Source organism: Kitasatospora cineracea (assembly GCF_003751605.1).
Taxonomy (GTDB): domain Bacteria; phylum Actinomycetota; class Actinomycetes; order Streptomycetales; family Streptomycetaceae; genus Kitasatospora; species Kitasatospora cineracea.
This window is the reverse complement of record NZ_RJVJ01000002.1, coordinates 1,684,950-1,707,337: the sequence shown is the minus strand read 5'-3', so window position 1 is coordinate 1,707,337 and position 22,388 is coordinate 1,684,950. Positions and strand designations below refer to the sequence as shown.

Here is a 22,388-nt window from a genome sequence, read left to right as displayed (position 1 = left end):
GGGGGCGTCATGACGAACGACACCATCGAACCCCTGCCCGGCGGCCCGGAGACGGCCGAGCCCCCCGCGCCGGTCCCCGCCTCCCGCCTCCCCGAGCTGCTGCACGCCGCCGTCGCCGCCGTCGGCGGCACGGAGCGGCCCGGGCAGGTCCGGATGGCCGAAGCCGTCTCCGCCGCCGTCGACGAGGGCGAGCACCTGCTCGTCCAGGCCGGCACCGGCACCGGAAAGTCCCTCGCCTACCTGGTGCCCGCCCTCGCCCACGGCGACCGGGTGGTCGTCGCCACCGCGACGCTCGCCCTCCAGCGCCAGCTCGTCGAACGGGACCTGCCGCGCACCGTCGAGGCCCTGCACCCGGTGCTGCGCCGCCGCCCGCTGTTCGCCATGCTCAAGGGCCGCTCCAACTACCTGTGCCTGCACCGCGCCAACGAGGGCACCCCGAGCGACGAGGGCGAGGGCCTGTTCGACCCGGTCGACGCGCTCGGCGGCCCCACCGGCAAGCTCGGCCAGGACGTGCTCCGGCTGCGCGAGTGGGCCGAGGAGACCGAGACGGGCGACCGCGACGACCTCACCCCCGGCGTCTCCGACAAGGCCTGGGCCCAGCTCGCCGTCACCTCCAAGGAGTGCCTGGGCGCCTCCCGCTGCGCCTACGGCGAGGAGTGCTTCGCCGAGCAGGCCCGTGAGCGCGCCAAGCTGGCCGACGTGGTGGTCACCAACCACGCCATGCTGGCGATCGACGCGATCGAGGGCGCCCCCGTGCTGCCCGAGCACGGCCTGCTGATCATCGACGAGGCGCACGAGCTGGTGAACCGGGTCACCGGCGCGGCCACCGCCGAGCTCACCGTCGGCGCCGTCAACCGGGCGGTCAAGCGCGCCGCCAAGCTCGCCAACGAGAAGGCGGTGGACGCCCTCCAGGCCGCCGCCGAGAACTTCCACGGCCTGATGGAGACAGCCCAGCCCGGCCAGGTCGACGAGCTCCCCGAGTACCTCGGCTACGCGGTGGCCGGCATCCGGGACGCCTGCCGCCAGGTGATCACCTCGCTCGGCGAGACCCGCGACAAGGGCCTCACCGACGAGGACGCCGTCCGCAAGCAGGCGATGGCCTCCGCCGAGACCCTGCACGAGACCGTGGACCGGCTGCTCACCGGCTCCGAGTACGACGTGATCTGGATCGAGCGCTCCGACCGCTACGGCCTGGGCACCGCCTCGCTGCGGGTCGCCCCGCTGTCGGTCTCCGGCCTGCTCCGGGAGAACCTGTACCGGGACCGCTCGGTCGTCCTGACCTCGGCGACCCTCAAGCTCGGCGGGGACTTCAACGGCGTCGCCGCCTCGCTCGGCCTGCCCGGCGAGACCAGGCTCCCCGACCACCGCACCCCCGACGGGCCCGCCGCCGAGACGGGCGAGGACGCCCCGCCGTACTGGCGCGGCCTGGACGTCGGCTCCCCGTTCACCTACCCCAAGCAGGGCATCCTCTACGTCGCCAAGCACCTCCCGCCGCCCGGCCGGGAGCCCGACCGGCCCGAGATGCTGGACGAGCTCACCGAGCTGATCGGCGCGGCCGGCGGCCGCACGCTCGGCCTGTTCTCCTCGATGCGGGCCGCCCAGACCGCCGCCGAGCAGCTCCGCGAACGCCTCGACGTGCCGATCCTGCTCCAGGGCGAGGACACCCTGGGCGAGCTGATCAAGGGCTTCGCCGCCGACGCGCGGACCTGCCTGTTCGGCACCCTGTCGCTCTGGCAGGGCGTCGACGTGCCCGGCTCCGCCTGCCAGCTCGTCGTGATGGACCGGATCCCCTTCCCGCGGCCCGACGACCCGCTGATGAGCGCCCGGCAGAAGGACGTCGAGGCGCACGGCGGCAACGGCTTCATGGCCGTCGCGGCGACGCACGCCGCGCTGCTGATGGCGCAGGGCGCGGGCCGGCTGGTCCGGGCCGCCGACGACAAGGGCATCGTCGCGGTCCTCGACCCGCGGCTGGCCACCGCCCGCTACGGCGGCTTCTTCCGCTCCTCCATGCCGGACTTCTGGTACACCACCGACCGCAACCAGGTCCGCCGCTCGCTGGCCGCGATCGACGCCGCGGCCCCGCCGGTCAAGCAGCGCTGAGCGCACGCGAAGGGGCCGGACCCGCCGAGCGGGTCCGGCCCCTTCGCGTGCTGCCGCGTTCAGAGGCGGCGCAGCACCGCCACCACCTTGCCGAGGATCGTCGCGTTGTCGCCCGGGATCGGCTCGTACGCCGCGTTGTGCGGCATCAGCCAGATCTTGCCGTCCTCGCGCTTGAGCCGCTTCACCGTCGCCTCGCCGTCGATCATCGCCGCGACGATGTCGCCGTTCTCGGCCACCGGCTGCTTGCGGACCGTCACCCAGTCGCCGTCGCAGATCGCCGCGTCGACCATCGAGTCGCCCTTCACCGTCAGCGCGAACAGCTCGCCCTCGCCGACCAGTTGGCGGGGCAGCGGGAACACGTCCTCGACGGTCTGCTCGGCCAGGATCGGGCCGCCGGCCGCGATCCGGCCGACCAGCGGCACGTAGGAGGTGGACGGCCGGCCGGAGGTCTCCGCCGCGGCCGGGCGGGCCACCTCGACGCCGCGGACCTCGTAGGCGCGCGGACGGTGCGGGTCGCGCCGCAGGAAGCCCTTGCGCTCCAGCGCCATCAGCTGGTGCGCGACCGAGGAGGTGGAGGACAGGCCGACGGCCTGGCCGATCTCGCGCATGGACGGCGGGTAGCCGCGGCGCTGGACGGAGTCCCTGATCACTTCGATGACCCGGCGCTGACGCTCGGTCAGGCCGGCCTCGTCGGTGCGGATGCCGGGCGGGCGGCCGGGGAGGGAGCGGACGACGGGAACGGGCGCACCGAGCGGGGACTCCTCGATCGGCTGACTACGGCTCATGGCCTGGTCCATGCTCTCCTGGTCAGCGGTGCGCGCGGAACGCTCCTGCACCGGGATGGCGGTCTTGGCTTCGGCGGTGTGCATGACGCCGGTGGCGCTGGGGGTGGACATCGCGGCGGACCCTCTCGTCGGGCTGGTGCTCCATCTGCCCAGCTCAACTGGCCCCTCTATCGAAAGGTTGCGCCAAACACACGTTCGAGTGAACTTATTCGAGGTTGGCTGACTTGATCAAGCCTCCGGGTGTAAGTCGATTGCATGTTCGACTCGAACAGTCTATGGCGCGGCCCTGCGGCCTGTCCCCGGAACCGGTGGGTTCATTCGGCGTGGCGGCGTGCCAGCCACTAGATCTAGTGGCTAGTCTCCTCGATCGGGCACAGGTGTTGTGTTCGGGTAGAGTGTTGCGAGTTGTTCGCCGTCGGGTTGCAGGGAGGGAGTTCCAGGTGCACTGCCCCTTCTGCCGGCATCAGGACAGCAGAGTCGTGGACAGTCGGGCCAGCGACGACGGGTGCTCGATCCGCCGCCGCCGGCAGTGCCCCGACTGCGGCCGGCGGTTCACCACCGTCGAGACCGCCACCCTGATGGTGATCAAGCGCAGCGGCGTCACCGAGCCCTTCTCCCGCGAGAAGGTGATCTCCGGCGTCCGCAAGGCCTGCCAGGGCCGCCCGGTCACCGAGGACGCGCTGGCCCAGCTCGGCCAGCGGGTCGAGGAGTGCGTCCGGGCCAGCGGCAGCGCCGAACTCTCGACGCACGACGTCGGATTGGCCATACTCGGGCCCCTGAAGGAGCTGGACGTGGTGGCGTACCTGAGGTTCGCCTCCGTCTACCGTGCGTTCGACAACCTCGAGGACTTCGAGGCAGCGATCGCGGAGCTGCGTTCCGGCCGGCCCGCGGTCCCCGAGCCGGTGCCCGTGCCCTAGCGGCCCGCACCGGCCACCCCCTTTTTTCCCGTTTCCACGTTTTCGCGTTTCCAGCAGTCAGCAGCAGCCAGCAGTAGTCACCGGCCGTGCCGGTCGTGCCCGTGCGCCGTGGCGGGGTTCCCCCCTGCCCGCGTGCGGGCGGAACGAACCAGTCGTGCCCGGACTTTTTCGGGCACTTCGGGCGTTTGCCCAGGAGGAGGAGCAGGAGCAGTGACAGACACCACGAGCGGGTCCGCACGAGGGTCGAAGTCGGACAAGGCCGCGAAGGGAGCCAAGGCCCCCAAGGCCGGGCTGCGGCTGGAGCGCATCTACACCACCCCCGGGGTCCACCCGTACGACGCCGTCACCTGGCAGCGCCGTGACGTCGTGATGACCAACTGGCGCGACGGATCGATCAACTTCGAGCAGCGCGGCGTCGAGTTCCCCGACTTCTGGTCGGTCAACGCGGTCAACATCGTCACCAGCAAGTACTTCCGCGGCGCGGTCGGCACCCCGCAGCGCGAGTGGAGCCTGAAGCAGATCATCGACCGGGTGGTGCTGACCTACCGCGCCGCCGGCGAGAAGCACGGCTACTTCGCGTCCCCGGACGACGCCGAGGTGTTCGAGCACGAGCTGACCCACGCCCTCCTCCACCAGGTGTTCAGCTTCAACTCGCCGGTCTGGTTCAACGTCGGCACCCAGCAGCCCCAGCAGGTCTCGGCCTGCTTCATCCTGTCCGTCGACGACTCCATGGAGTCGATCCTCGACTGGTACAAGGAGGAGGGGATGATCTTCAAGGGCGGCTCCGGCGCCGGCCTGAACCTCTCCCGGATCCGCTCCTCCAAGGAACTGCTCTCCTCCGGCGGCAACGCCTCCGGCCCGGTCTCCTTCATGCGCGGCGCCGACGCCTCGGCCGGCACCATCAAGTCCGGCGGCGCGACCCGCCGGGCCGCCAAGATGGTCGTGCTGGACGTCGACCACCCGGACGTCGAGGCCTTCATCGAGACCAAGGTGAAGGAGGAGGAGAAGATCCGCGCGCTGCGCGACGCCGGGTTCGACATGGACCTGGGCGGCGACGACATCACCTCCGTCCAGTACCAGAACGCCAACAACTCGGTCCGCGTGAACGACGAGTTCATGACCGCGGTGGAGAACGGCACCCCCTTCGGCCTGCGCGGCCGCAAGACCGGCGAGGTCATCGAGACCGTCGACGCCAAGGGCCTGTTCCGCAAGATGGCCGAGGCCGCGTGGGCCTGCGCCGACCCGGGCATCCAGTACGACTCGGTGATCAACCACTGGCACACCTGCCCCGAGTCCGGCCGGATCAACGCCTCCAACCCGTGCTCCGAGTACATGCACCTGGACAACTCCAGCTGCAACCTCGCCTCGCTGAACCTGATGAAGTTCCTCCGCGACGACGACTCCTTCGACGCGGCCGCCTTCGCCAAGGTCGTCGAGCTGGTCATCACCGCGATGGACATCTCGATCTGCTTCGCCGACTTCCCGACCGAGAAGATCGGCGAGACCACCCGCGCCTACCGCCAGCTCGGCATCGGCTACGCCAACCTCGGCGCCCTGCTGATGGCCACCGGCCACGCCTACGACTCCACCGGCGGCCGCGCCCTGGCCGGCGCGATCACCTCGCTGATGACCGGCACCGCCTACCGCCGCTCCGCCGAACTCGCCGGCGTGGTCGGCCCGTACGACGGCTACGCCCGCAACGCCGCCCCGCACCGCCGGGTCATGCAGCAGCACGCCGACGCCTCGGCCGCCGTCGCCCCGCTGGACGACCTGGACGCCCCGGTCTGGGCGGTCGCCAACGACACCTGGGCCGACGTGGTCCGGCTCGGCGAGCGGAACGGCTTCCGCAACGCGCAGGCCTCGGTGCTGGCCCCGACCGGCACCATCGGCCTGATGATGGACTGCGACACCACCGGCGTCGAACCCGACCTGGCCCTGGTCAAGTTCAAGAAGCTGGTCGGCGGCGGCTCGATGCAGATCGTCAACGGCACCGTCCCGCGCGCCCTGAAGCGCCTGGGCTACCAGGACGAGCAGGTCGAGGCGATCGTCGCGCACATCGCCGAGCACGGGAACGTCATCGACGCGCCCGGCCTTAAGAGCGCCCACTACGAGGTGTTCGACTGCGCGATGGGCGAGCGGTCGATCTCCCCGATGGGCCACGTCCGGATGATGGCCGCGATCCAGCCGTGGATCTCCGGCGCCATCTCCAAGACCGTCAACATGCCGGAGAACGCCACCGTCGAGGACGTCGAGGAGATCTACTTCGAGGCGTGGAAGCTCGGCGTCAAGGCGCTGGCGATCTACCGCGACAACTGCAAGGTCGGCCAGCCGCTCTCGGCCAAGACCAAGGCCCCGGCGGCCGCTTCGGTCCCCGCCCCAGCCCCTGCGGTGGAGAAGGTCGTCGAGTACCGGCCGACCCGCAAGCGCCTGCCCAAGGGCCGCCCCGGCATCACCACCTCCTTCACGGTCGGCGGCGCCGAGGGCTACATGACCGCCAACTCCTACCCGGACGACGGCCTCGGCGAGGTCTTCCTCAAGATGTCCAAGCAGGGCTCGACCCTCGCGGGCATGATGGACGCCTTCTCCATCGCGGTCTCGGTCGGCCTGCAGTACGGCGTCCCGCTGGAGACGTACGTCGCCAAGTTCACCAACATGCGCTTCGAGCCGGCCGGCCTGACCGACGACCCCGACGTGCGGATGGCGCAGTCCATCGTGGACTACATCTTCCGCCGCCTGGCCCTCGACTTCCTGCCCTTCGAGACCCGCTCCGCGCTGGGCATCCACTCCGTCGAGGAGCGCACCCGGCACCTGGAGACCGGCTCCTACGAGCCGACCGAGGACGACCTCGACATCGAGTCGCTGGCCCAGTCCGCCCCGCTCGCCCCGGAGAAGCCGCACGTCGCCCTCCCGGTCGTCGAGCAGCCCAAGCCCGCCCCGGCCGCCCACAACTCGACCGAACTCGCCGAGATCCGCCTCGGCCTGAACGCCGACGCCCCGCTCTGCTTCTCCTGCGGCACCAAGATGCGCCGCGCCGGCAGCTGCTACCTCTGCGAGGGCTGCGGCTCCACCAGCGGCTGCAGCTGAAAACGAGCGGAATTGCGTCTGATGCATCACTGAGCATCAGTCGCTGAGGTCGCTGACCTGCAGGTAGGAGAGGGGACCGCCCACTGAGCGGTCCCCTCTCCGTCGTTTCTGGCCTGCATCGCTATGAGTTCAGGCGTAACCGATGCATCGATGTTGCGTTGAATGCATCGTGACGAGAACGGCAAACCTGCCTGGGGCAGCGTCGTTGGTGATGGTCTCGGGTGTCGTACACCTCGACCCGCCGCCGGCTGTGTTCAGAGCGATGCTTGAAGGCTGGGCGGTGCAGCAGCGGACCCGGTTCCTGAAGGCGACGACTATTCAGGCGCGAATCGAACTGGTGAAGCGATTCGCGGCTTACACCAACGAGTACCCGTGGCAGTGGCAGGCGGCCGAGGTAGAGGCCTTCATTGATCACCTGCGCTCTCAGCCGCACCCGATCGTGGTCTCGACGGCGCGTGGCTACCAGAACACGCTGCGGTTGTTCATGGAGTACGTCACCGACGCCCGTTACGGGTGGCAGCGCGTCTGCGAAGGGGAGTTCGGTCAGATTCCGACGCAGATCCTGCATGAGTGGAACACCGTCGCGCACGTCACGGACTACGAGGGAGACCCACGTCGGCGCCCGTTGACCTACGACGAGGTCCAGGCGCTGTTCGATGCGGCGGACGGACGGGTGCAGGAGATTCGAGACCGCGGCCGCAAGGGGGCCCTCGCCGCGATGAGAGACGCCGCGCTGCTCAAGGCGGTCTATGCGTTCGGGCTGCGGCGGCGGGAGGCATGGGGGCTGGACCTGACGGACCTTCGACACAACCCAAAGGCCGCTCAGTACGGCCGCTTCGGGGCGTTGTTCGTGCGCTGGGGCAAGTCGTCTCGGGGGAGCCAGCCGAAGCGGCGGACCGTGCTGACAGTGCCGGAGATGGACTGGATTGTTCCGGTCCTTGACCAGTGGCTGGACGAGGCCCGCCCACTGTTCAATCCAGGGAAGCTGCCGGCCCTGTGGGTGACCGAGCGCTGTGATCGCCTCTCACGCCGGTCGGTCAATGAGGCGTCCGTAGATGCGCGAGACGCCGCTGGCCTTCCAGTAGAGCTGGACCTGCATTTTCTGCGCCACTCGTACGTCACGCACTTGATCGAGTTCGACTACCCCGAGCGATTCGTCCAGGACCAGGTAGGCCATGAGTATGCCTCCACGACTGCGCTCTACGCCGGGGTCGGCGATGAGTACAGAAACCGTCTGCTGAAGCGTTCGCTGGAGCGGCAGGGCAATCTGTGGGGTGCATCGTGATCCGCAAGATGGGTTACCACTGGCACCTGCGTCAGGTCATGGCCGAGCGCGGCATGTTCGCCACTACGGACCTGGTGCCCCTGCTCGCCGAGCGCGGTGTGCACCTTTCCCGGGAGCAGGTCTTCCGCATGGTCACCCAGGCACCACAGAGGATGTCCATGGATACTCTTGCGGCGCTCTGCGACATCCTGGACTGCCAGGTGCAGGACTTGATCGAAATCACCGTGGTCCACCAGCAGTTGCGGAAGACGGGTACCGCCGCGCCGACCAATGCAGCACCGGAGATCCGTCGAACCTCCATCCGGCGTCCGGAGGGACTGTGAGCATTCCGGTGGAGATCCGGACCGCCCTTGTCGACACCCTGCACACCCTCCTGCCTGCGGCTGACACCGGCTATCTCGCGGCGCGGTTGGACGAATTGCGGGTCCGTCGCGCAGGCGCCAGTGAGTTGTTGGTCTACCTCCAGACGCATCCTGACGCCCTCATTTCGGGGAAGTCGGATGGCCCGGCCTCTCGGCTACGGTTGCTGGACTCCTTGGCCGCTGACCATCCAAGTGTCCGACGCGCCCGCTGTGTCGCCTGTGCCCGGGAGAAGGCCCTCCGACATCTAGCGAAGGAGGGCCGCTTCTGCACCTACTGCTACTGCCAACAGCACCTTCGCCCGTGCACACGCTGCGGCGAACTCCGGCAAGTCGCCCGGCGAGATACCGATGGGCAACCGGTCTGCCAGACGTGCCTCCAGCGAGACACCTCCTTCTGGGAAGAATGCTCCGTCTGCGGCAGGACAAGACGAGTGGCTGCATGACGGGACGGAAGCCCAATGTGCCAAGCCTGTCTGCCGCGTCGCCCTCGGCCATGCTGCTCGTGCGGCCGCGACATGCCCGTCCACGCAGTCACTGACAACGGACCCCTGTGCTCACGTTGCTACCACCTCGCGCGTGTAGCCGAGTGTGAACACTGCGGTCGGATCCAATCGAGTGTCCGCCGAGACAGGGCGACAGGCGCCAGGCTGTGCGGCCGCTGTTGGGTTCCACTTGTGCTCGTCTGCATCGACTGCGGACAGCAGCGGCGTTGCCGAGACGGGCTGGCGACGGGCCAGCCGCGCTGTGGGTCTTGCCGCGGGCGCGGTCGACCCCGAAAGCTCTGCGCATCGTGCAACAAGGAACGGCGGATCCATTCCCGCCTTCCTCTCGGCAATGTCTGCGGCCCGTGCCACACCAAGATCCGCCACCGCCCGGCGGCCTGTGCCCAGTGCGCGGAACGCCGCCCGCTCATCGGCCTCGACGCCTCCGGACAGAAAATCTGCGGTCCGTGCGCCGGCGACGCCCGCGAGTGGATCTGCACGCGCTGTGGCCGCTTCGACGCCCTTTTCTCCGACAAACAGTGCCCGCGATGCGTTGTCGAGCGGCGCCTGCGGAGCCTTCTGTCCGACCAGAACGGGCAGGTCCGGGCCCAGCTCGAACCCCTTCTCGCTCTCCTGAGCACTGGGCCCGACGCCTACCAGGTCTTGCTACTGCTCTATCGCGCCGAGTGGCTGAGCCTTCTGGGCCGCCTCGCCCGCGAGCACGAGGAGATCACCCACGCCGTCCTCGACGAACTTCCGGCCCGACAACACGTCCACTATCTGCGACGCGCCTTGATGGCCTCTGAGATTCTCCCCGACCGCGACGAGTATCTCGACAGTGTTCCCTCCTGGCTGGAAGCCATGCTGGCCAAGCAACCCGCGCACATCGCCCGGCTCATCCGTCCCTACGCCTCATGGTCTGTACTGAGGCGGGCACGCAGCCGCAGCCAGCATCACGAATCCACCCCGAGCGTTCGAAAATACGCACGGGCCCGCATCCTCATCGCGATCAACTTCCTGACCTGGCTCGACGGGTGCAACCTCACTCTGGGGACAGCAACCCAAGCACACGTTGACGCCTGGCTGGACGGCGGAACCACCACGCATTACCGCCTTCGGGACTTCCTCCTTTGGGCCCACAGTCGGCGGCTCGCCGCCGAACTCACCGTTCCTTGGCTTGGAAGCCGAGAAGATCCCGACGAAATCCTCACCGACGACCACCGCTGGCAACTGCTACGGCAATGCCTGAGCAACGACGAGATCCCGCTGCAACTGCGGGTCGCTGGGAGCCTCGTCCTCCTCTACGGCCAAGTTCCTCAGCACATCGTCAGGATCACTCGTTCGCAGCTCACCACGAAGGGGGCGCATACCTACCTGACCCTTGAGGAGAGCCCCATGCTTCTCCCGCCGCCGCTGGCCGACCTATTCCAGCGACTCGCCGCCGCGCCGGTCACCAGCCGCTCCGCCCTGCGCGGACTGGTCAAGGACAGTCACCTGCTCTTCCCCGGCACCGGCCCAGGAGGAGGAATGGACCACGGACGACTCACACTCAAGCTCAACCAACTCGGCATCCGGGTACGTCCGGCGCGCAACGGCGCCTTGTGCGCACTGGCCAGCGACCTACCCGCTGCCGTTCTTGCCGACCTCCTTGGTATCCACATCACTACCGCCGTCCGCTGGGTCAGACTGGTCAAGCGTGACTGGACCAGCTATCTCGCCTCTCGTGACTCTTCGACGCAGGTGGGAAGCTAAATCCTGTTCGCGGAGCCTGCGGGCAGCGGTATTTGGCCGAGTTGGGCGCGGTCAGGACCACGGGTCGTCGCAGCCAACTTCGGTGTCAGGCGTGTCGGGGTGCAGCATGGCGCGCAGGCAGCGGTGCAGGCCGCTGCTTCTGCCATTCTCGACTGCGCGCATCCACGGCAGCGGTGCCATCAGCTGAACTGTCTCGTCGGTCGCGAGGTCGTCCAGCATGGCGCGCAGTTCGTCCGGGATCGGCTCGCCGGTGAGGCACATCCACCCCAGCGCGGCGCACACGCGTACCTCGGGCGGCCGTGCGGGATCGGACCAGCTGGCCTGAATCCACGCCATCGTCTGCGAATCCGGGTGTGCCCGGGCCAGCTCCGCGATTGCCAGTACCAGGCCCGCGCGTACGGCCGGGTCGTGCTCGGCGAGCATGCGGGTGTGGAACGCGATGAGAATGTCCTGCGCGCGGTCGGCGGCGGCCGCCAGTACGTAGGCACTGGCGATACGCACCGTGATCTCGGGATCGTCGAGGAGAGGCAGAAGGAGGTCGGTGTCCGCGGCGATCGCGTAGCGGGCGGCCTGCACTGACCAGTTCTGCAGGTATCCGGTGACCTCGAACGACCATTCGTCATCGCCGCGGAACCGCAACATGTCAGCACGCGTGCACACACCCTGGTGCCGCATGCGCGCCCCTTCGGCCACCACGGCCAGAGCCTCGGCGCGGCCGGCCTCCGCGCCGACTCCAACCCGGATCAGGAAGGGCACCGCTGGCGCCACCGCCGCCCTCATGTCGTTGGCACACATGCCGATGAGCATGCCGAGGGCGCCTTGGACAGCGGCAGGGTCGCCCGAGCGCAGCCGCTCCAGGTCCTCTCGAACACGGATGCCGTCCGGGAAGCGGTCCCATGGCACCTCCTCCAGCAGGAACCCGTCCTTGGCCTCGGGCCGGATACCGGCCACCACCGCACGGACGTCGAGGGGTCCTCCCACCTGGTCCAGCGGATCCCCGTCCACGAACGCCCGCACCACCGCCCGGTATGCCGGGTCGTTCTCCCACCAGTGCACCCCAACAACCTCCACGGCAGTTCCTCCGGCCGACGCAGTGACGCTGAAGGAACGGATCGAACGTGCGGCTGATCATGCCAGGAGCCGCGGACAGCGCCCTGTGGCGGCAGCACGCGAACGCTGGGAGGCCCTGGCGGCACAGGATTAGCGCAGGCCAGGAATAAGTACGCTCCGCCAGTACGCACCGTCGGCACCGCTCCACGGCGCGGGGCGCCCACCGGGATCCCGGTGGGCGCCCCGCGCCGTGCGGTGCGCGGGGCCCGGACCGCCGGTCCCGGACGGCGGGCCGCGGGCCGGCAGTCTCCGGGCATGCCGCTGACCGAAGTGCTGCCGTCCTCCGGCCGTTCGATCCGCCTCGACGAGGTGAGGACGTCCGCCACGTGCGGGGGCGTGCCGGAGCGCCACCCGTGCCGCCGGGTCGACGACCGGAGCGTCGGGAACCTGCGGGGCGCCGCCGCGCGGCAGTAACCGTCGCTGCCGGTGCACCTGGGGGAGCCGGTGCGGGAGCACCCGGAGGACGGGGTCCGGGGAGGGCCGGGGCCGGAGGAGCGGCTGCCCGCGGTGCGGTGCGTCGGCCTGTTCAGCAGCCACCCGGTCGCCGGCCGGGCGCCCGCTCACTTCTCGCAGCCGGTGGTGGCCTGGTACCGGCCGGGCCCGGAGCCGTCCGGGCTGGTGGAGAGCGTGCCGGGGCCGGCCGGGCCGCCCCGGGAGGAGCCGGCCGCGGACCGCGGGCACTGAGCCGTCCTTCCCCCGGCCGCGCGGGCCGGGCTGCCGGTGGCGCCGGTGGCGGGCAGGCTGGGGGAGTGGCGGAGCAGAGGGGTGACGCGATGCGGCCGATACTCGTGACGGGCGGGACGGGGACCCTGGGGCGCGCGGTGGTGCGCCGGCTGCTGGCGCGGGGCTGTCCGGTGCGGGTGCTGAGCCGGCAGGCGCACACGCCGGGGGAGCACGGCTGGGCGGTGGGCGACCTGGTGACCGGTCGCGGCCTGGAGGCGGCACTGTCCGGTGCGGGGACGGTGGTGCACTGCGCGACCACCAACGGGAAGCGGGACGTCGCGGCCACCCGGCGGCTGGTGGAGGCGGCGGGCGGCGCCGGGGTCTCGCACCTGCTGTACGTGTCGATCGTCGGGGTGGACCGGGTGCCGCTCGGCTACTACCGGACGAAGGCGGAGTGCGAGCGGCTGGTGGCGGAGTCCGGCCTGGGGTGGACGGTGCTGCGGGCCACCCAGTTCCACGACCTGTTGCTGCGGCTGCTGGAGGGCCTGTCGAAGGCCCCGGTGCTGGTGGTGCCGCGCGGGGTGGCGTTCCAGACGGTGGACGTGCGGGACGTCGCGGAGCGGTTGGCGCAGCTGGCCGAGGGGGCTCCGGCGGGGCGGGCGGCCGACTTCGGCGGGCCGGAGGTGCGTGCGGTGGAGGCGCTGGCGGTGGAGTTCCTGCGGGCCCGGGGCCGGCGGCGGCCGGTGCTGCGGGCGCCGGTGCCGGGTCGGGCGGTGAAGGCGCTGCGGGCGGGCGGGAACCTGGTGCCGGGGTGCGCGGCGGGCCGGATCACCTTCGCGGAGTTCCTGGCGGAGCGCCGCCCGTCCTGACCCTCCCCGGGTGTCAACCATGGTTGACGCGCCCGCCAGTGTCAACCTATGTTGACATCATGAGCGAGACGACACGGCTCGCGGCCGACGCGAGCAGCGGCGACCCGGCCACCGGCCTGCGCGCCGTCCGGGCCCTGCGCGACCTGGCCGACCGGCTGGAGGACCTGCAGGTCGGCAACGCCCGGAACAAGGGCTGGTCCTGGCACGAGATCGCGGTCTGCCTGGGGGTCACCCGGCAGGCCGTGCACAAGAAGCACGCCCGACGGGCGGCCGGACAGGGAGGGGACTGACATGTTCGAACGGTTCGCGGAGGAGGCCCGCCGGGCGGTCGCGCTGGCCGGCGCCGAGGCGCGGCGGATGCGCCACGACCACCTGGGCACCGAGCACCTGCTGCTCGGCCTGCTCGCCCAGCCGCAGGACCCGGCGGCCCGGGTGCTCGGCGGCTTCGGCCTCGACCTGGCCGGCGGGCGGCACGCGGTGCTCCGCGCGCTGGGCGGCCCCGGGCCGGAGCGCGACGCCGCCGCGCTGGCCGCGATCGGCATCGACCTCGACGCGGTCCGCGCGGCCGTCGAGCACACCTTCGGCGCGGGCGCGCTGGACGCCCCGCCCCCGGCGGCCCGCCGCCCCCGCCGGGGCGGGCCCCGGTTCACCGACCGCGGCCGGCGGACGATGGTGCTGGCGCTGCGTGCGGCCACCGGGCAGCGGGCCCGCCGGATCGAGACCGGCCACCTGCTGCTCGGTCTGATCCGGGAGGGCGGCGGGGTGGCCGTCCGGGTGCTGCGCGACCAGGGGGTCGACCTGGCCGAACTGGAGCGGCGGACCGAGGCGTCGCTGGTGGGCGGGCTGCGGGAGGCCTCATAACACGGGGTGGTCACAACTGGGGCGCTGGCCGATGAAGGTCGAACGCGCTCCTTGGCCTGGGGGTACCGGTGAGTTAACGTCTTTGAGCCAGCGATCGCTGGGTACAGATCCACATCTCCGGTACAGCGCAGTGTTGTTCTGTCTTACGGCTGGCATGTCCATGCCCTGGCAAGGAGGACCGCATTGACCACCCCCGTGACCACTGGACGCCGTCGGCTGCTCGCCGTACCGGCAGTTCTGGCACTGGCACTGACAGCCGCCTGCTCGAACAGCTCCTCCGACGGCGGTGGCGGGGGCGGCTCCGCCGCCGCGCTGACCGGTGACTGCGCCAAGTACCAGGCGTACGCGGGCCACTCCGGCACCAAGGTGTCGATGTACGCCTCGATCCTCTCGCCGGAGTCGGACTCGCTCGAGAAGTCCTGGGCCGAGTTCAGCAACTGCACCGGCATCAAGATCGTCTACGAGGGCTCCAACGACTTCGAGTCCCAGCTCCCGGTCCGGGTGGCCGGCGGCAACGCCCCCGACCTGGCGATCATCCCGCAGCCGGGCCTGCTCGCCCAGATGGTGAAGTCCGGCAAGGTGGTCAAGCCGCCGCAGCAGACCGTCGACAACGAGAACAAGTGGTCGCCGGTCTGGAAGGAGTACGGCTCGGTCAACGGCACCTTCTACGCGGCGCCGATGAGCGCCAACATGAAGTCCCTGGTCTGGTACTCGCCCAAGGCGTTCAAGGCCGCCGGGTACGAAGTCCCGAAGACCTGGCAGGACCTGATCGCGCTCAGCGACAAGATCGCCCGGGCCGGCGGCGAGACGAAGCCCTGGTGCGGCGGCATCGGCTCCGGCACCGCCACCGGCTGGCCGGCCACCGACTGGCTGGAGGAGGTCGTCCTCGGCTCCTACGGCGGCGACGTCTACGACCAGTGGATCAGTCACAAGGTGAAGTTCTCCGACGAGAAGATCACCACCGCGATGAAGACCGTCGCCGACTGGATGCAGAACCCGGCCTGGGTGAACGCCGGCTTCGGCGACGTCAAGACCATCGCCACCACCACCTTCCAGGACGCCGGCACCCCGATCCTCAGCAACAAGTGCGCGATGCTCCAGCAGGCGTCCTTCTACCGCGCCCAGTGGCCCAAGGGCACCAGCATCGGGCCGGACGGCGACGTCTTCGCCTTCCACCTGCCCGCGGTGAACCCGCAGGTCACCAACCCGGTCGAGGGCGGCGGCGAGTTCCTGGCCGCGTTCTCCGACCGGCCCGAGGTGCAGGCCGTGCAGAACTACCTCTCCACCTCCGAGTGGGCCGGCAGCCGGGTCAAGGTCTCCCCGGGCTGGGTCTCCGCCAACCAGGGCGTGGACAAGAGCCTGTACACCGACCCGATCGACAAGCTCTCCGCCGAGTCGCTGACCGACCCCTCGGCCACCTTCCGGTTCGACGCCTCCGACCTGATGCCCGCCGCCGTCGGCTCGGGCGCCGAGTGGAAGGCGCTGACCGCCTGGTTCGCCGAGGGCCAGTCGATCCAGAAGACGGCCGCCGACATCGACGCCGCCTGGCCGCAGTAACCGGACGCCAACGGGCAGCGCGGGCCCGCCCGCGCTGCCCTTCCCGTGCCCCGAGGAAGGATCCTCCGCATGCCCACCGATCCCCGGCTCGCCGGGCCGGCGCTCCACCTCGCCGACTCGCTGTGGCAGGACGCGGCGATCAAGTTCGGCAACACCGCGGGCGCCGTCCTGGGCTTCCTCGGCGTGCTGCTCGCCGTGTTCTTCGCGGCCGGCCGCGCCACCGGACGCTTCTCCCGGCCGCTGGCCGTCGCCCTGATGCTCGGCCCGGCGGCCGTCCTGCTGCTCACCGGCCTGGTGGTGCCGCTGCTGCGCACCGTCTACCTGAGCTTCTACGACGCCGACTCCGCGAAGTTCGTCGGCGGGAAGAACTACGGCTGGGCGGCGACCAGTTCGCCGATCCACGACGTGCTGCTGAACACCCTGCTCTGGCTGGTCGTCGCACCGATCGCGGCCACCGGGCTCGGCCTGCTGCTGGCCCTGCTGGTCGACCGGATGCGCGGCCAGGCGGTCTACAAGTCGCTGGTCTTCATGCCGATGGCGGTCTCGCTGGTGGCCGCCTCGATCATCTTCAAGCTGGTGTACGAGTCGCGCGGCAGCGGGCAGAACCAGGTCGGCCTGCTCAGCCAACTCGCCGTCGCGGTCGGCTGGGACGACCCGCCGAACTGGATCCTGAGCCAGCCGCTGAACAACTTCCTGCTGATGGGCGTCATGGTCTGGGTGCAGACCGGCTTCGCCATGGTGGTGCTGTCCGCCGCGATCAAGGCCATCCCGGACGAGATCACCGAGGCCGCCCGGCTCGACGGCGCCTCCGGGGTGCGGCTGTTCCTGCACGTCACGGTGCCGATGATCCGCACCACGCTGGTGGTGGTGCTCACCACCATCATGATCATCACGCTGAAGGCCTTCGACATCGTCCGCACCATGACCGGCGGCAACTTCGGCACCCAGGTGCTGGCCAACGAGATGTACTCGCAGAGCTTCGAGCAGTACAACATCGGCCGCGGCAGCGCCCTCGCGGTGATCCTCTTCCTCGCGGTGGCCCCCCTGGTGGTCTACAACATCGCCCTGCTGCGCAAGGAGCGTGCGACCCGATGAGTGCCGAGCCCACCCTCGACAAGGCCCCCGGGCCCGGTTCCGGCGGGGCGCCCCGCCCCGACCTGCCGCCCGCCAAGGCCGTCCGCCGGGCGTTCAGCTCCCCGCTGGCCACCGCCCTGGTGATCGCCGTCACCGTGCTGTGGACCATCCCGACCGTCGGCCTGCTGGTCACCTCGCTGCGCCCGAAGGGGGACGTGGTCTCCAGCGGCTGGTGGGAGGCGTTCGTCCACCCCGACCTCGGGCTGGAGAACTACCGCTCGGTGCTGTTCGACAACTCCTTCGGCACCTCCGGCGGCCTGATGCCGTACCTGGTCAACTCGGTGGCGATCGCCGTCCCCGCGACGGTCTTCCCGCTGGTGCTGGCGGCGATGGCCGCGTACGCGCTGGCCTGGGTGCGGTTCAAGGGCAGCGACACGATCTTCTTCGTGGTCTTCGCGCTCCAGGTGGTGCCGTTGCAGATGTCGCTGGTGCCGCTGCTGCGGCTGTTCTCCGGCGGCGCGCACCTCGGGTCGGTGACGGTGATCCCGGCGCTCAACCTGAAGGACAGCTACCTGCCGGTCTGGCTGACCCACACCATGTTCGCGCTGCCGCTGGCGATCTTCCTGCTGCACAACTTCATCGCCCAGCTGCCGCGCGACCTGATGGAGGCGGCGGTGGTGGACGGGGCCTCGCACTTCAAGATCTTCCGGTCGATCGTGCTGCCGCTGAGCGCCCCGGCGCTGGCCTCGTTCGCCATCTTCCAGTTCCTGTGGGTGTGGAACGACCTGCTGGTGGCGCTCACCTTCGCCGGCGGCAACCCGACCGTCGCCCCGATCACCTCCCGGCTGGCCCAGCTGTCCGGCTCCGACAGCAGCCACTGGGAACTGCTCAGCGCGGGCGCCTTCCTGTCGATGATCGTCCCGCTGGCGGTGTTCTTCGCCCTCCAGCGGTACTTCGTCCGCGGCCTGCTGGCGGGGTCGGTCAAGGGCTGAACCGGCGGGCGGACCGCCCGGTTGCGGACAAGTGTTGAACGCACGCGGAGGGCCCCTGGCGCGCCGGGGGCCCTCCGGCGTTCCCCCCCGGCGGCCCCGCCGTTCCTCCGCGCCCCTCCCGTCCCCCGCGCCCCTTCCGCCACCGCCGTCGAACGCGGGCGGCCGGACCGATCGGATGCGGAGCGTCCCGCTCCTAGTTGGCCGGAACTCGTGGCTGTGATGTGAGGGTTCTGCGGACGAGGCGGGTGTGGAGCCGGTAGGACGGAGGACGGCACTTCTGCCGTTCATCCGGTCATCCGACCTTGGGGGGTTGGCGTGAGGATCAGAAAACGAATCGCCGGGTTGCTCGTGGGCCTGCTCGCGGCGAGCGGACTGCTGGTGGCGCCCGCGGCGCACGCGGACACCACCGCCGTCCTCGGCAACAACACCACCGGCACCGCCACCGACTCCGGTGACTCGAACTACATCAACACGTCCCGCTTCGTGACCGGCGCCAACGGCGGCACCGTCAACAGCGTCAGCGTGTACGTCGGCGCCGTCGGCGCCACGCCCAACGACCAGTACCAGGTCGCGGTCTACGGCGACGTGGCCGGCAAGCCCGGCCCGCTGCTCGGCTCCTCCGCCTCCGGCACGCTCACCGCGCACGCCTGGAACACCCTGCCGGTCACCGCGACGCTCGCCCCGAACACGCCGTACTGGCTGGCGTACAACTCCAACGGCGTCTCCGCCGCGGTCAACAACCTGAACTACTCCACCGGCGGCCAGAGCGGCTACTCCACCGGCGGTGCCGCCTTCGGCACCTGGCCCAGCAGCTTCGGCGCCGTCTCCACCGGCTCGCTCAACTACTCGGTCTACGCCACCTACACGCCGTCCGGCGGCGGCACCGGCACCCCCGGCAGCGGTCCCGGCAACGAGGGCCCGATCCTGCTGGTCACCAACTCGGCGAACCCGTACACCACGTACTACGGCGAGATCCTCAAGGCCGAGGGCCTGAACTACTACAAGACCGCCGACCTGAGCACCGTCACCGCCGCCACCCTCAACTCGTACGACGTGGTACTGCTGGCGGAGAACCAGCTGACGGCCGCCCAGAGCACCATGTTCGGCACCTGGGTGAACGGCGGCGGACGACTGGTGGCGATGCGGCCCGACAAGCAGCTCGCCGGGCTGCTCGGCCTCACCGCGAGCACCGACACGCTCGCCGACAGCTACCTGAAGATCGACACCACCGCGGCGCCCGGCGCCGGGCTGACCTCCGACACCATGGGCTTCCACGGCGCCGCCGACAAGTACGCGCTCAACGGCGCCACCGCCGTCGCCACCCTGTACAGCGACACCGCGGTGGCCACCACCAACCCGGCCGTCACGCTGCGCACCGTCGGCGCCGGCCAGGCCGCCGCGTTCACCTTCGACCTCGCCAAGTCCGTCGTGCAGACCCGCCAGGGCAACATCGCCTGGGGCGGCCAGCAGCGCGACAACGTCGACGGCATCGAGGCCAGCGAGATGTTCTTCGGCACCGGCGGACAGCTCAACTGGAACAACCTCGACAAGGCGCAGATCCCGATCGCCGACGAGCAGCAGCGCCTGCTCGCCAACCTGATCACCACCATGGACGCGGCCAAGAAGCCGCTGCCGAAGTTCTGGTACTTCCCGCGGGACGTCAAGGCCGTCGTGGTGATGACCGGCGACGACCACGGCATCGGCGGCACCACGGGCCGCTTCGACGGCTACGTCGCGCAGAGCCCGACCGGCTGCAACGTCGCCAACTGGGAGTGCGTGCGCGCCTCGTCCTACGTCTACACCGACGACCCGATGACCGACGCCCAGGCCAAGGCCTACTCCGACCAGGGCTTCGAGATCGGCACGCACGTCACCACCAACTGCACCCCCTGGGGCACCCCCGCCGACCTGCAGAACATCTACACCACCCAGATCGGCGCCTGGAAGGCCAAGTATCCCTCGCTGCCCAACCCGGACAGCACCCGCACCCACTGCGTCGAGTGGGACGACTGGGCGACCCAGGCCAAGACCAAGCTCGCCAACGGCATCCGGCTGGACACCGACTACTACTACTACCCGTCCAGCTTCGTGCAGGACCGGCCCGGCTACTTCAACGGCACCGGCCTGCCGATGAAGTACGCGGACAGTGACGGCAGCACCATCAACGAGTACCAGGCCACCACCCAGCTCACCGACGAGTCCGGCCAGTCCATGCCGGCCACCGTCAACACGCTGCTGGACAACGCCTACAACACCAAGGGCTACTACACCGTCCTGACCGCCAACATCCACACCGACTACGCCGCCTCCACCGCCTCCGACCAGGTCGTCGCCTCGGCCAAGGCGCACGGCACCCCGGTGGTCTCCGGCCGCCAGCTGCTGAACTGGCTGGACGCCCGCAACGGCTCCGCGTTCTCCGGCATGGCCTGGAACAGCAACGCGCTGAGCTTCAGCATCACCGGCGGCGCCAACGGCCTGCGCGCCATGGTCCCGCTCACCTCCTCGGTCGGCACGCTGACCGGCATCAAGCAGGGCGCCACCGCCGTCAACTACCGCATCGAGACCATCCACGGCATCGCCTACGCCTTCTTCGACGGCAACGTCGGCTCCTACACCGCGACGTACGGCATGGACACCACCCCGCCGACCGTCACCGGCTCGGTGCCCGCCAACGGCGCCACCGGCGTCGCGGCCACCGCCCCGGTGAAGGCCTCGTTCAGCGAGCCCGTCCAGGCGAGCACCGTCAACGGCACCAACGTCACCCTGAAGACCACCGCCGGCGCCACCGCGGTGCCCGGCACCGTCGCCCTGGACGCGGCCACCAACACCGTCACCTTCACCCCGACCGCCGCGCTCTCGCTCAGCACCGGCTACACGCTGAGCGTCGCCAACGTGAAGGACCTGGCCGGCAACACCCAGGCCGCGGCCTACACCGCCGCCTTCACCACCGCCGGCGCGCCACCGCAGACCATCGGCAACAACGCGGTCGGCACCCAGCTCGACGACACCGACTCCAACCACCTCAACGGATCAAAGATCACCACCGGGGCCGCCGCCATCGCGCTGACCTCGCTCAACGTGCACACCGGGCAGGCCAGCGCGGCGCCCAACAACCAGTTCCAGATCGCCGTCTACAGCGACAACGCCGGCTCGCCCGACGCCCTGCTGGCCACCAGTTCGGCCGGCACGCTGAACGCCAACGCCTGGAGCAGCGCGCCGATCACCTACACGCTGGCCCCCAACACCACCTACTGGCTGGTCTACAACTCCAACGGCACCAGCTCCACCGTCAACAACATGCACTACAGCTCGGGCCCGGCCGGCTCGGGCGTCTACAGCAGCGCCTCGGTCCCGTTCGGGACCTTCCCGGCCGCCTTCGGCACCGCCGTGAAGGACAACCTGGTGTACTCGCTGTACGGCACCTACTGAGCCCGCGGGCGGGGTGGCGACCTTCCCTGACCGGTCGTCACCCCGCCCTGCTCGGAAGCCGGTTGCCTCGTGCTCCCCGGCCGTCAAGCGGGCGCCGCCGGGGCGGTCCGGACCGCGGTCGCGCGGCCCGGGCCGTCCCGGCGGTCCGGGCGGGCGGCGGCGTACGCTGAAGGGGAACCGGGAGCGGCCGCCGGCGCCCTCCCGGCCGCCCCACGCTGCTCCAGTGAACGGAACCACCGATGCCCTACGACCCCCCGACGCACACGGTCGAGCGCTCCCTGCACCAGGCCGGGGCCCGCCTGGTGGTCGGGTTGGACGAGGTCGGCCGGGGCGCCTGGGCCGGGCCGGTCATGGTCGGCGCGGCCGTCACCGGACTGCGCCGCCCGCCCGAGGGGCTGACCGACTCCAAGCTGCTCACCGAGCGGCGCCGGACCGCGCTCGCCCCGGTCCTGGCGGAGTGGGTGACGGCGCACGCGATCGGCGCCGCCTCCGCCCGGGAGTGCGACGACCTCGGCATGACCGCCGCGCTCCGGCTGGCCGCCGTCCGCGCCCTGGAGGCGCTCCCGGTGCGGCCCGACGCGGTGATCCTGGACGGCAAGCACGACTACCTGGGCGGCCCCTGGAAGGTCCGCACCGTGATCAAGGGCGACCAGTCCTGCGTCTGCGTCTCCGCCGCCTCGGTGCTGGCGAAGGTCCGGCGGGACGCGCTGATGGCCGAACTCGGGGCGGACCACCCGGAGTTCGCCTTCGGGGAGAACGCCGGCTACCCCTCGCCCACGCACCGCGCCGCCCTGGAGGAACTCGGCCCCACCGAGCACCACCGGCTCTCCTGGTCCTACCTGGACGCGCTGCCGCGCTGGAGCCACCTCAAGCGCTCGCGCGTCCCGGTCGACACCGGCGAGCAACTCTCCCTGGGCTTCTGAACACCGCCGGCACCGCCGGCACCGCCGGAATCCTGACGGTTCGTCAGGATTCACCCACCGGTCACCCCAGCGTCGCCGCGGGGGCCCGCACGGTGCGCCAGGCTTCCAAGTGGTGGGGTGCCCGTGCGCATCCGACCGGCATT

General features: G+C 70.5%; 18 protein-coding genes. 16 read left to right on the top strand and 2 right to left on the bottom strand.

Features of this window, described 5'->3' with window-relative positions; all coding sequences use genetic code 11:
• The first annotated feature begins 9 nt into the window (after positions 1-9).
• Positions 10-2,100, top strand: coding sequence for an ATP-dependent DNA helicase (locus EDD39_RS33705; RefSeq protein WP_244257404.1), 2,091 nt, complete (start codon positions 10-12; stop codon positions 2,098-2,100).
• 59 nt (positions 2,101-2,159) lie between these two features.
• Here EDD39_RS33705 and lexA read toward each other — a convergent pair whose 3' ends face one another.
• Complete coding sequence (gene lexA, locus EDD39_RS33700) at positions 2,160-2,885, bottom strand: transcriptional repressor LexA (RefSeq protein WP_232794816.1); 726 nt, start codon at positions 2,883-2,885, stop codon at positions 2,160-2,162.
• A 440-nt stretch (positions 2,886-3,325) separates the two neighbouring features.
• Between lexA and nrdR the strand changes: the two genes are divergently transcribed.
• The 5 genes from nrdR to EDD39_RS33675 all read left to right on the top strand — a co-directional run bounded on the left by nrdR (position 3,326) and on the right by EDD39_RS33675 (position 10,767).
• On the top strand, positions 3,326-3,802 hold the full coding sequence (gene nrdR, locus EDD39_RS33695; protein WP_030458000.1) for a transcriptional regulator NrdR: 477 nt from the start codon (positions 3,326-3,328) through the stop codon (positions 3,800-3,802).
• Positions 3,803-4,012: 210 nt separating this feature from the next.
• The gene (locus EDD39_RS33690; protein ID WP_123563259.1) at positions 4,013-6,886 is read left to right on the top strand and encodes a vitamin B12-dependent ribonucleotide reductase; all 2,874 of its coding nucleotides are present in this window, start codon (positions 4,013-4,015) and stop codon (positions 6,884-6,886) included.
• A 211-nt stretch (positions 6,887-7,097) separates the two neighbouring features.
• Complete coding sequence (locus EDD39_RS33685) at positions 7,098-8,171, top strand: tyrosine-type recombinase/integrase (protein ID WP_244257403.1); 1,074 nt, start codon at positions 7,098-7,100, stop codon at positions 8,169-8,171.
• Positions 8,168-8,494 carry a helix-turn-helix domain-containing protein gene (locus EDD39_RS33680; RefSeq protein WP_123563495.1) on the top strand — a complete coding sequence of 109 codons (327 nt, stop codon included), beginning with the start codon at positions 8,168-8,170 and terminating at the stop codon, positions 8,492-8,494. Before EDD39_RS33685 ends, EDD39_RS33680 begins: the two co-directional genes overlap by 4 nt.
• A gap of 713 nt (positions 8,495-9,207) precedes the next feature.
• Positions 9,208-10,767, top strand: a complete 1,560-nt coding sequence (locus tag EDD39_RS33675) for a hypothetical protein (RefSeq protein ID WP_148089580.1) — start codon at positions 9,208-9,210, stop codon at positions 10,765-10,767.
• Between the two features lie 51 nt (positions 10,768-10,818).
• Here EDD39_RS33675 and EDD39_RS41680 read toward each other — a convergent pair whose 3' ends face one another.
• On the bottom strand, positions 10,819-11,823 hold the full coding sequence (locus tag EDD39_RS41680) for a hypothetical protein (protein WP_244257402.1): 1,005 nt from the start codon (positions 11,821-11,823) through the stop codon (positions 10,819-10,821).
• 309 nt (positions 11,824-12,132) lie between these two features.
• On the opposite strand from EDD39_RS41680, the gene EDD39_RS39985 reads away from it, so the two are divergent.
• From EDD39_RS39985 to EDD39_RS33620, 10 genes are all read left to right on the top strand, one after another.
• Positions 12,133-12,291, top strand: a complete 159-nt coding sequence (locus tag EDD39_RS39985) for a hypothetical protein (RefSeq protein WP_162870287.1) — start codon at positions 12,133-12,135, stop codon at positions 12,289-12,291.
• A gap of 12 nt (positions 12,292-12,303) precedes the next feature.
• A complete protein-coding gene (locus tag EDD39_RS33660; protein WP_148089579.1) occupies positions 12,304-12,561 on the top strand; it encodes a hypothetical protein in 258 nt (85 codons plus the stop codon).
• An 89-nt stretch (positions 12,562-12,650) separates the two neighbouring features.
• The gene (locus EDD39_RS33655) at positions 12,651-13,409 is read left to right on the top strand and encodes an SDR family oxidoreductase (RefSeq protein WP_123563248.1); all 759 of its coding nucleotides are present in this window, start codon (positions 12,651-12,653) and stop codon (positions 13,407-13,409) included.
• A 59-nt stretch (positions 13,410-13,468) separates the two neighbouring features.
• Entirely contained in the window at positions 13,469-13,699 is a 231-nt protein-coding gene (locus EDD39_RS33650) for an RNA polymerase subunit sigma-70 (RefSeq protein WP_123563246.1), read from the top strand.
• Position 13,700: 1 nt separating this feature from the next.
• Entirely contained in the window at positions 13,701-14,270 is a 570-nt protein-coding gene (locus tag EDD39_RS33645; RefSeq protein ID WP_123563244.1) for a Clp protease N-terminal domain-containing protein, read from the top strand.
• A 183-nt stretch (positions 14,271-14,453) separates the two neighbouring features.
• Positions 14,454-15,827: an ABC transporter substrate-binding protein gene (locus EDD39_RS33640; RefSeq protein WP_123563242.1), complete on the top strand. Its 1,374-nt coding sequence runs from the start codon at positions 14,454-14,456 to the stop codon at positions 15,825-15,827.
• Positions 15,828-15,896: 69 nt separating this feature from the next.
• Entirely contained in the window at positions 15,897-16,922 is a 1,026-nt protein-coding gene (locus EDD39_RS33635; protein ID WP_123563240.1) for a carbohydrate ABC transporter permease, read from the top strand.
• Positions 16,919-17,893, top strand: coding sequence for a carbohydrate ABC transporter permease (locus EDD39_RS33630; RefSeq protein ID WP_244257401.1), 975 nt, complete (start codon positions 16,919-16,921; stop codon positions 17,891-17,893). Before EDD39_RS33635 ends, EDD39_RS33630 begins: the two co-directional genes overlap by 4 nt.
• A gap of 348 nt (positions 17,894-18,241) precedes the next feature.
• Complete coding sequence (locus tag EDD39_RS33625) at positions 18,242-21,322, top strand: Ig-like domain-containing protein (RefSeq protein WP_244257454.1); 3,081 nt, start codon at positions 18,242-18,244, stop codon at positions 21,320-21,322.
• Positions 21,323-21,561: 239 nt separating this feature from the next.
• Positions 21,562-22,245, top strand: coding sequence for a ribonuclease HII (locus EDD39_RS33620; protein ID WP_123563236.1), 684 nt, complete (start codon positions 21,562-21,564; stop codon positions 22,243-22,245).
• Positions 22,246-22,388 lie beyond the last annotated feature (143 nt).

What these genes read in the sequence shown, in the direction of transcription:
- EDD39_RS33655 (WP_123563248.1), top strand. Translation starts at nt 12,651, where the DNA reads ATGCGGCCGATACTCGTGACGGGCGGGACGGGGACCCTGGGGCGCGCG.
- lexA (WP_232794816.1), bottom strand. Translation starts at nt 2,885, where the DNA reads ATGAGCCGTAGTCAGCCGATCGAGGAGTCCCCGCTCGGTGCGCCCGTT.
- EDD39_RS33685 (WP_244257403.1), top strand. Translation starts at nt 7,098, where the DNA reads ATGGTCTCGGGTGTCGTACACCTCGACCCGCCGCCGGCTGTGTTCAGA.
- EDD39_RS33705 (WP_244257404.1), top strand. Translation starts at nt 10, where the DNA reads ATGACGAACGACACCATCGAACCCCTGCCCGGCGGCCCGGAGACGGCC.
- EDD39_RS33650 (WP_123563246.1), top strand. Translation starts at nt 13,469, where the DNA reads ATGAGCGAGACGACACGGCTCGCGGCCGACGCGAGCAGCGGCGACCCG.
- EDD39_RS39985 (WP_162870287.1), top strand. Translation starts at nt 12,133, where the DNA reads ATGCCGCTGACCGAAGTGCTGCCGTCCTCCGGCCGTTCGATCCGCCTC.
- EDD39_RS33620 (WP_123563236.1), top strand. Translation starts at nt 21,562, where the DNA reads ATGCCCTACGACCCCCCGACGCACACGGTCGAGCGCTCCCTGCACCAG.
- EDD39_RS33630 (WP_244257401.1), top strand. Translation starts at nt 16,919, where the DNA reads ATGAGTGCCGAGCCCACCCTCGACAAGGCCCCCGGGCCCGGTTCCGGC.
- EDD39_RS33645 (WP_123563244.1), top strand. Translation starts at nt 13,701, where the DNA reads ATGTTCGAACGGTTCGCGGAGGAGGCCCGCCGGGCGGTCGCGCTGGCC.
- EDD39_RS33635 (WP_123563240.1), top strand. Translation starts at nt 15,897, where the DNA reads ATGCCCACCGATCCCCGGCTCGCCGGGCCGGCGCTCCACCTCGCCGAC.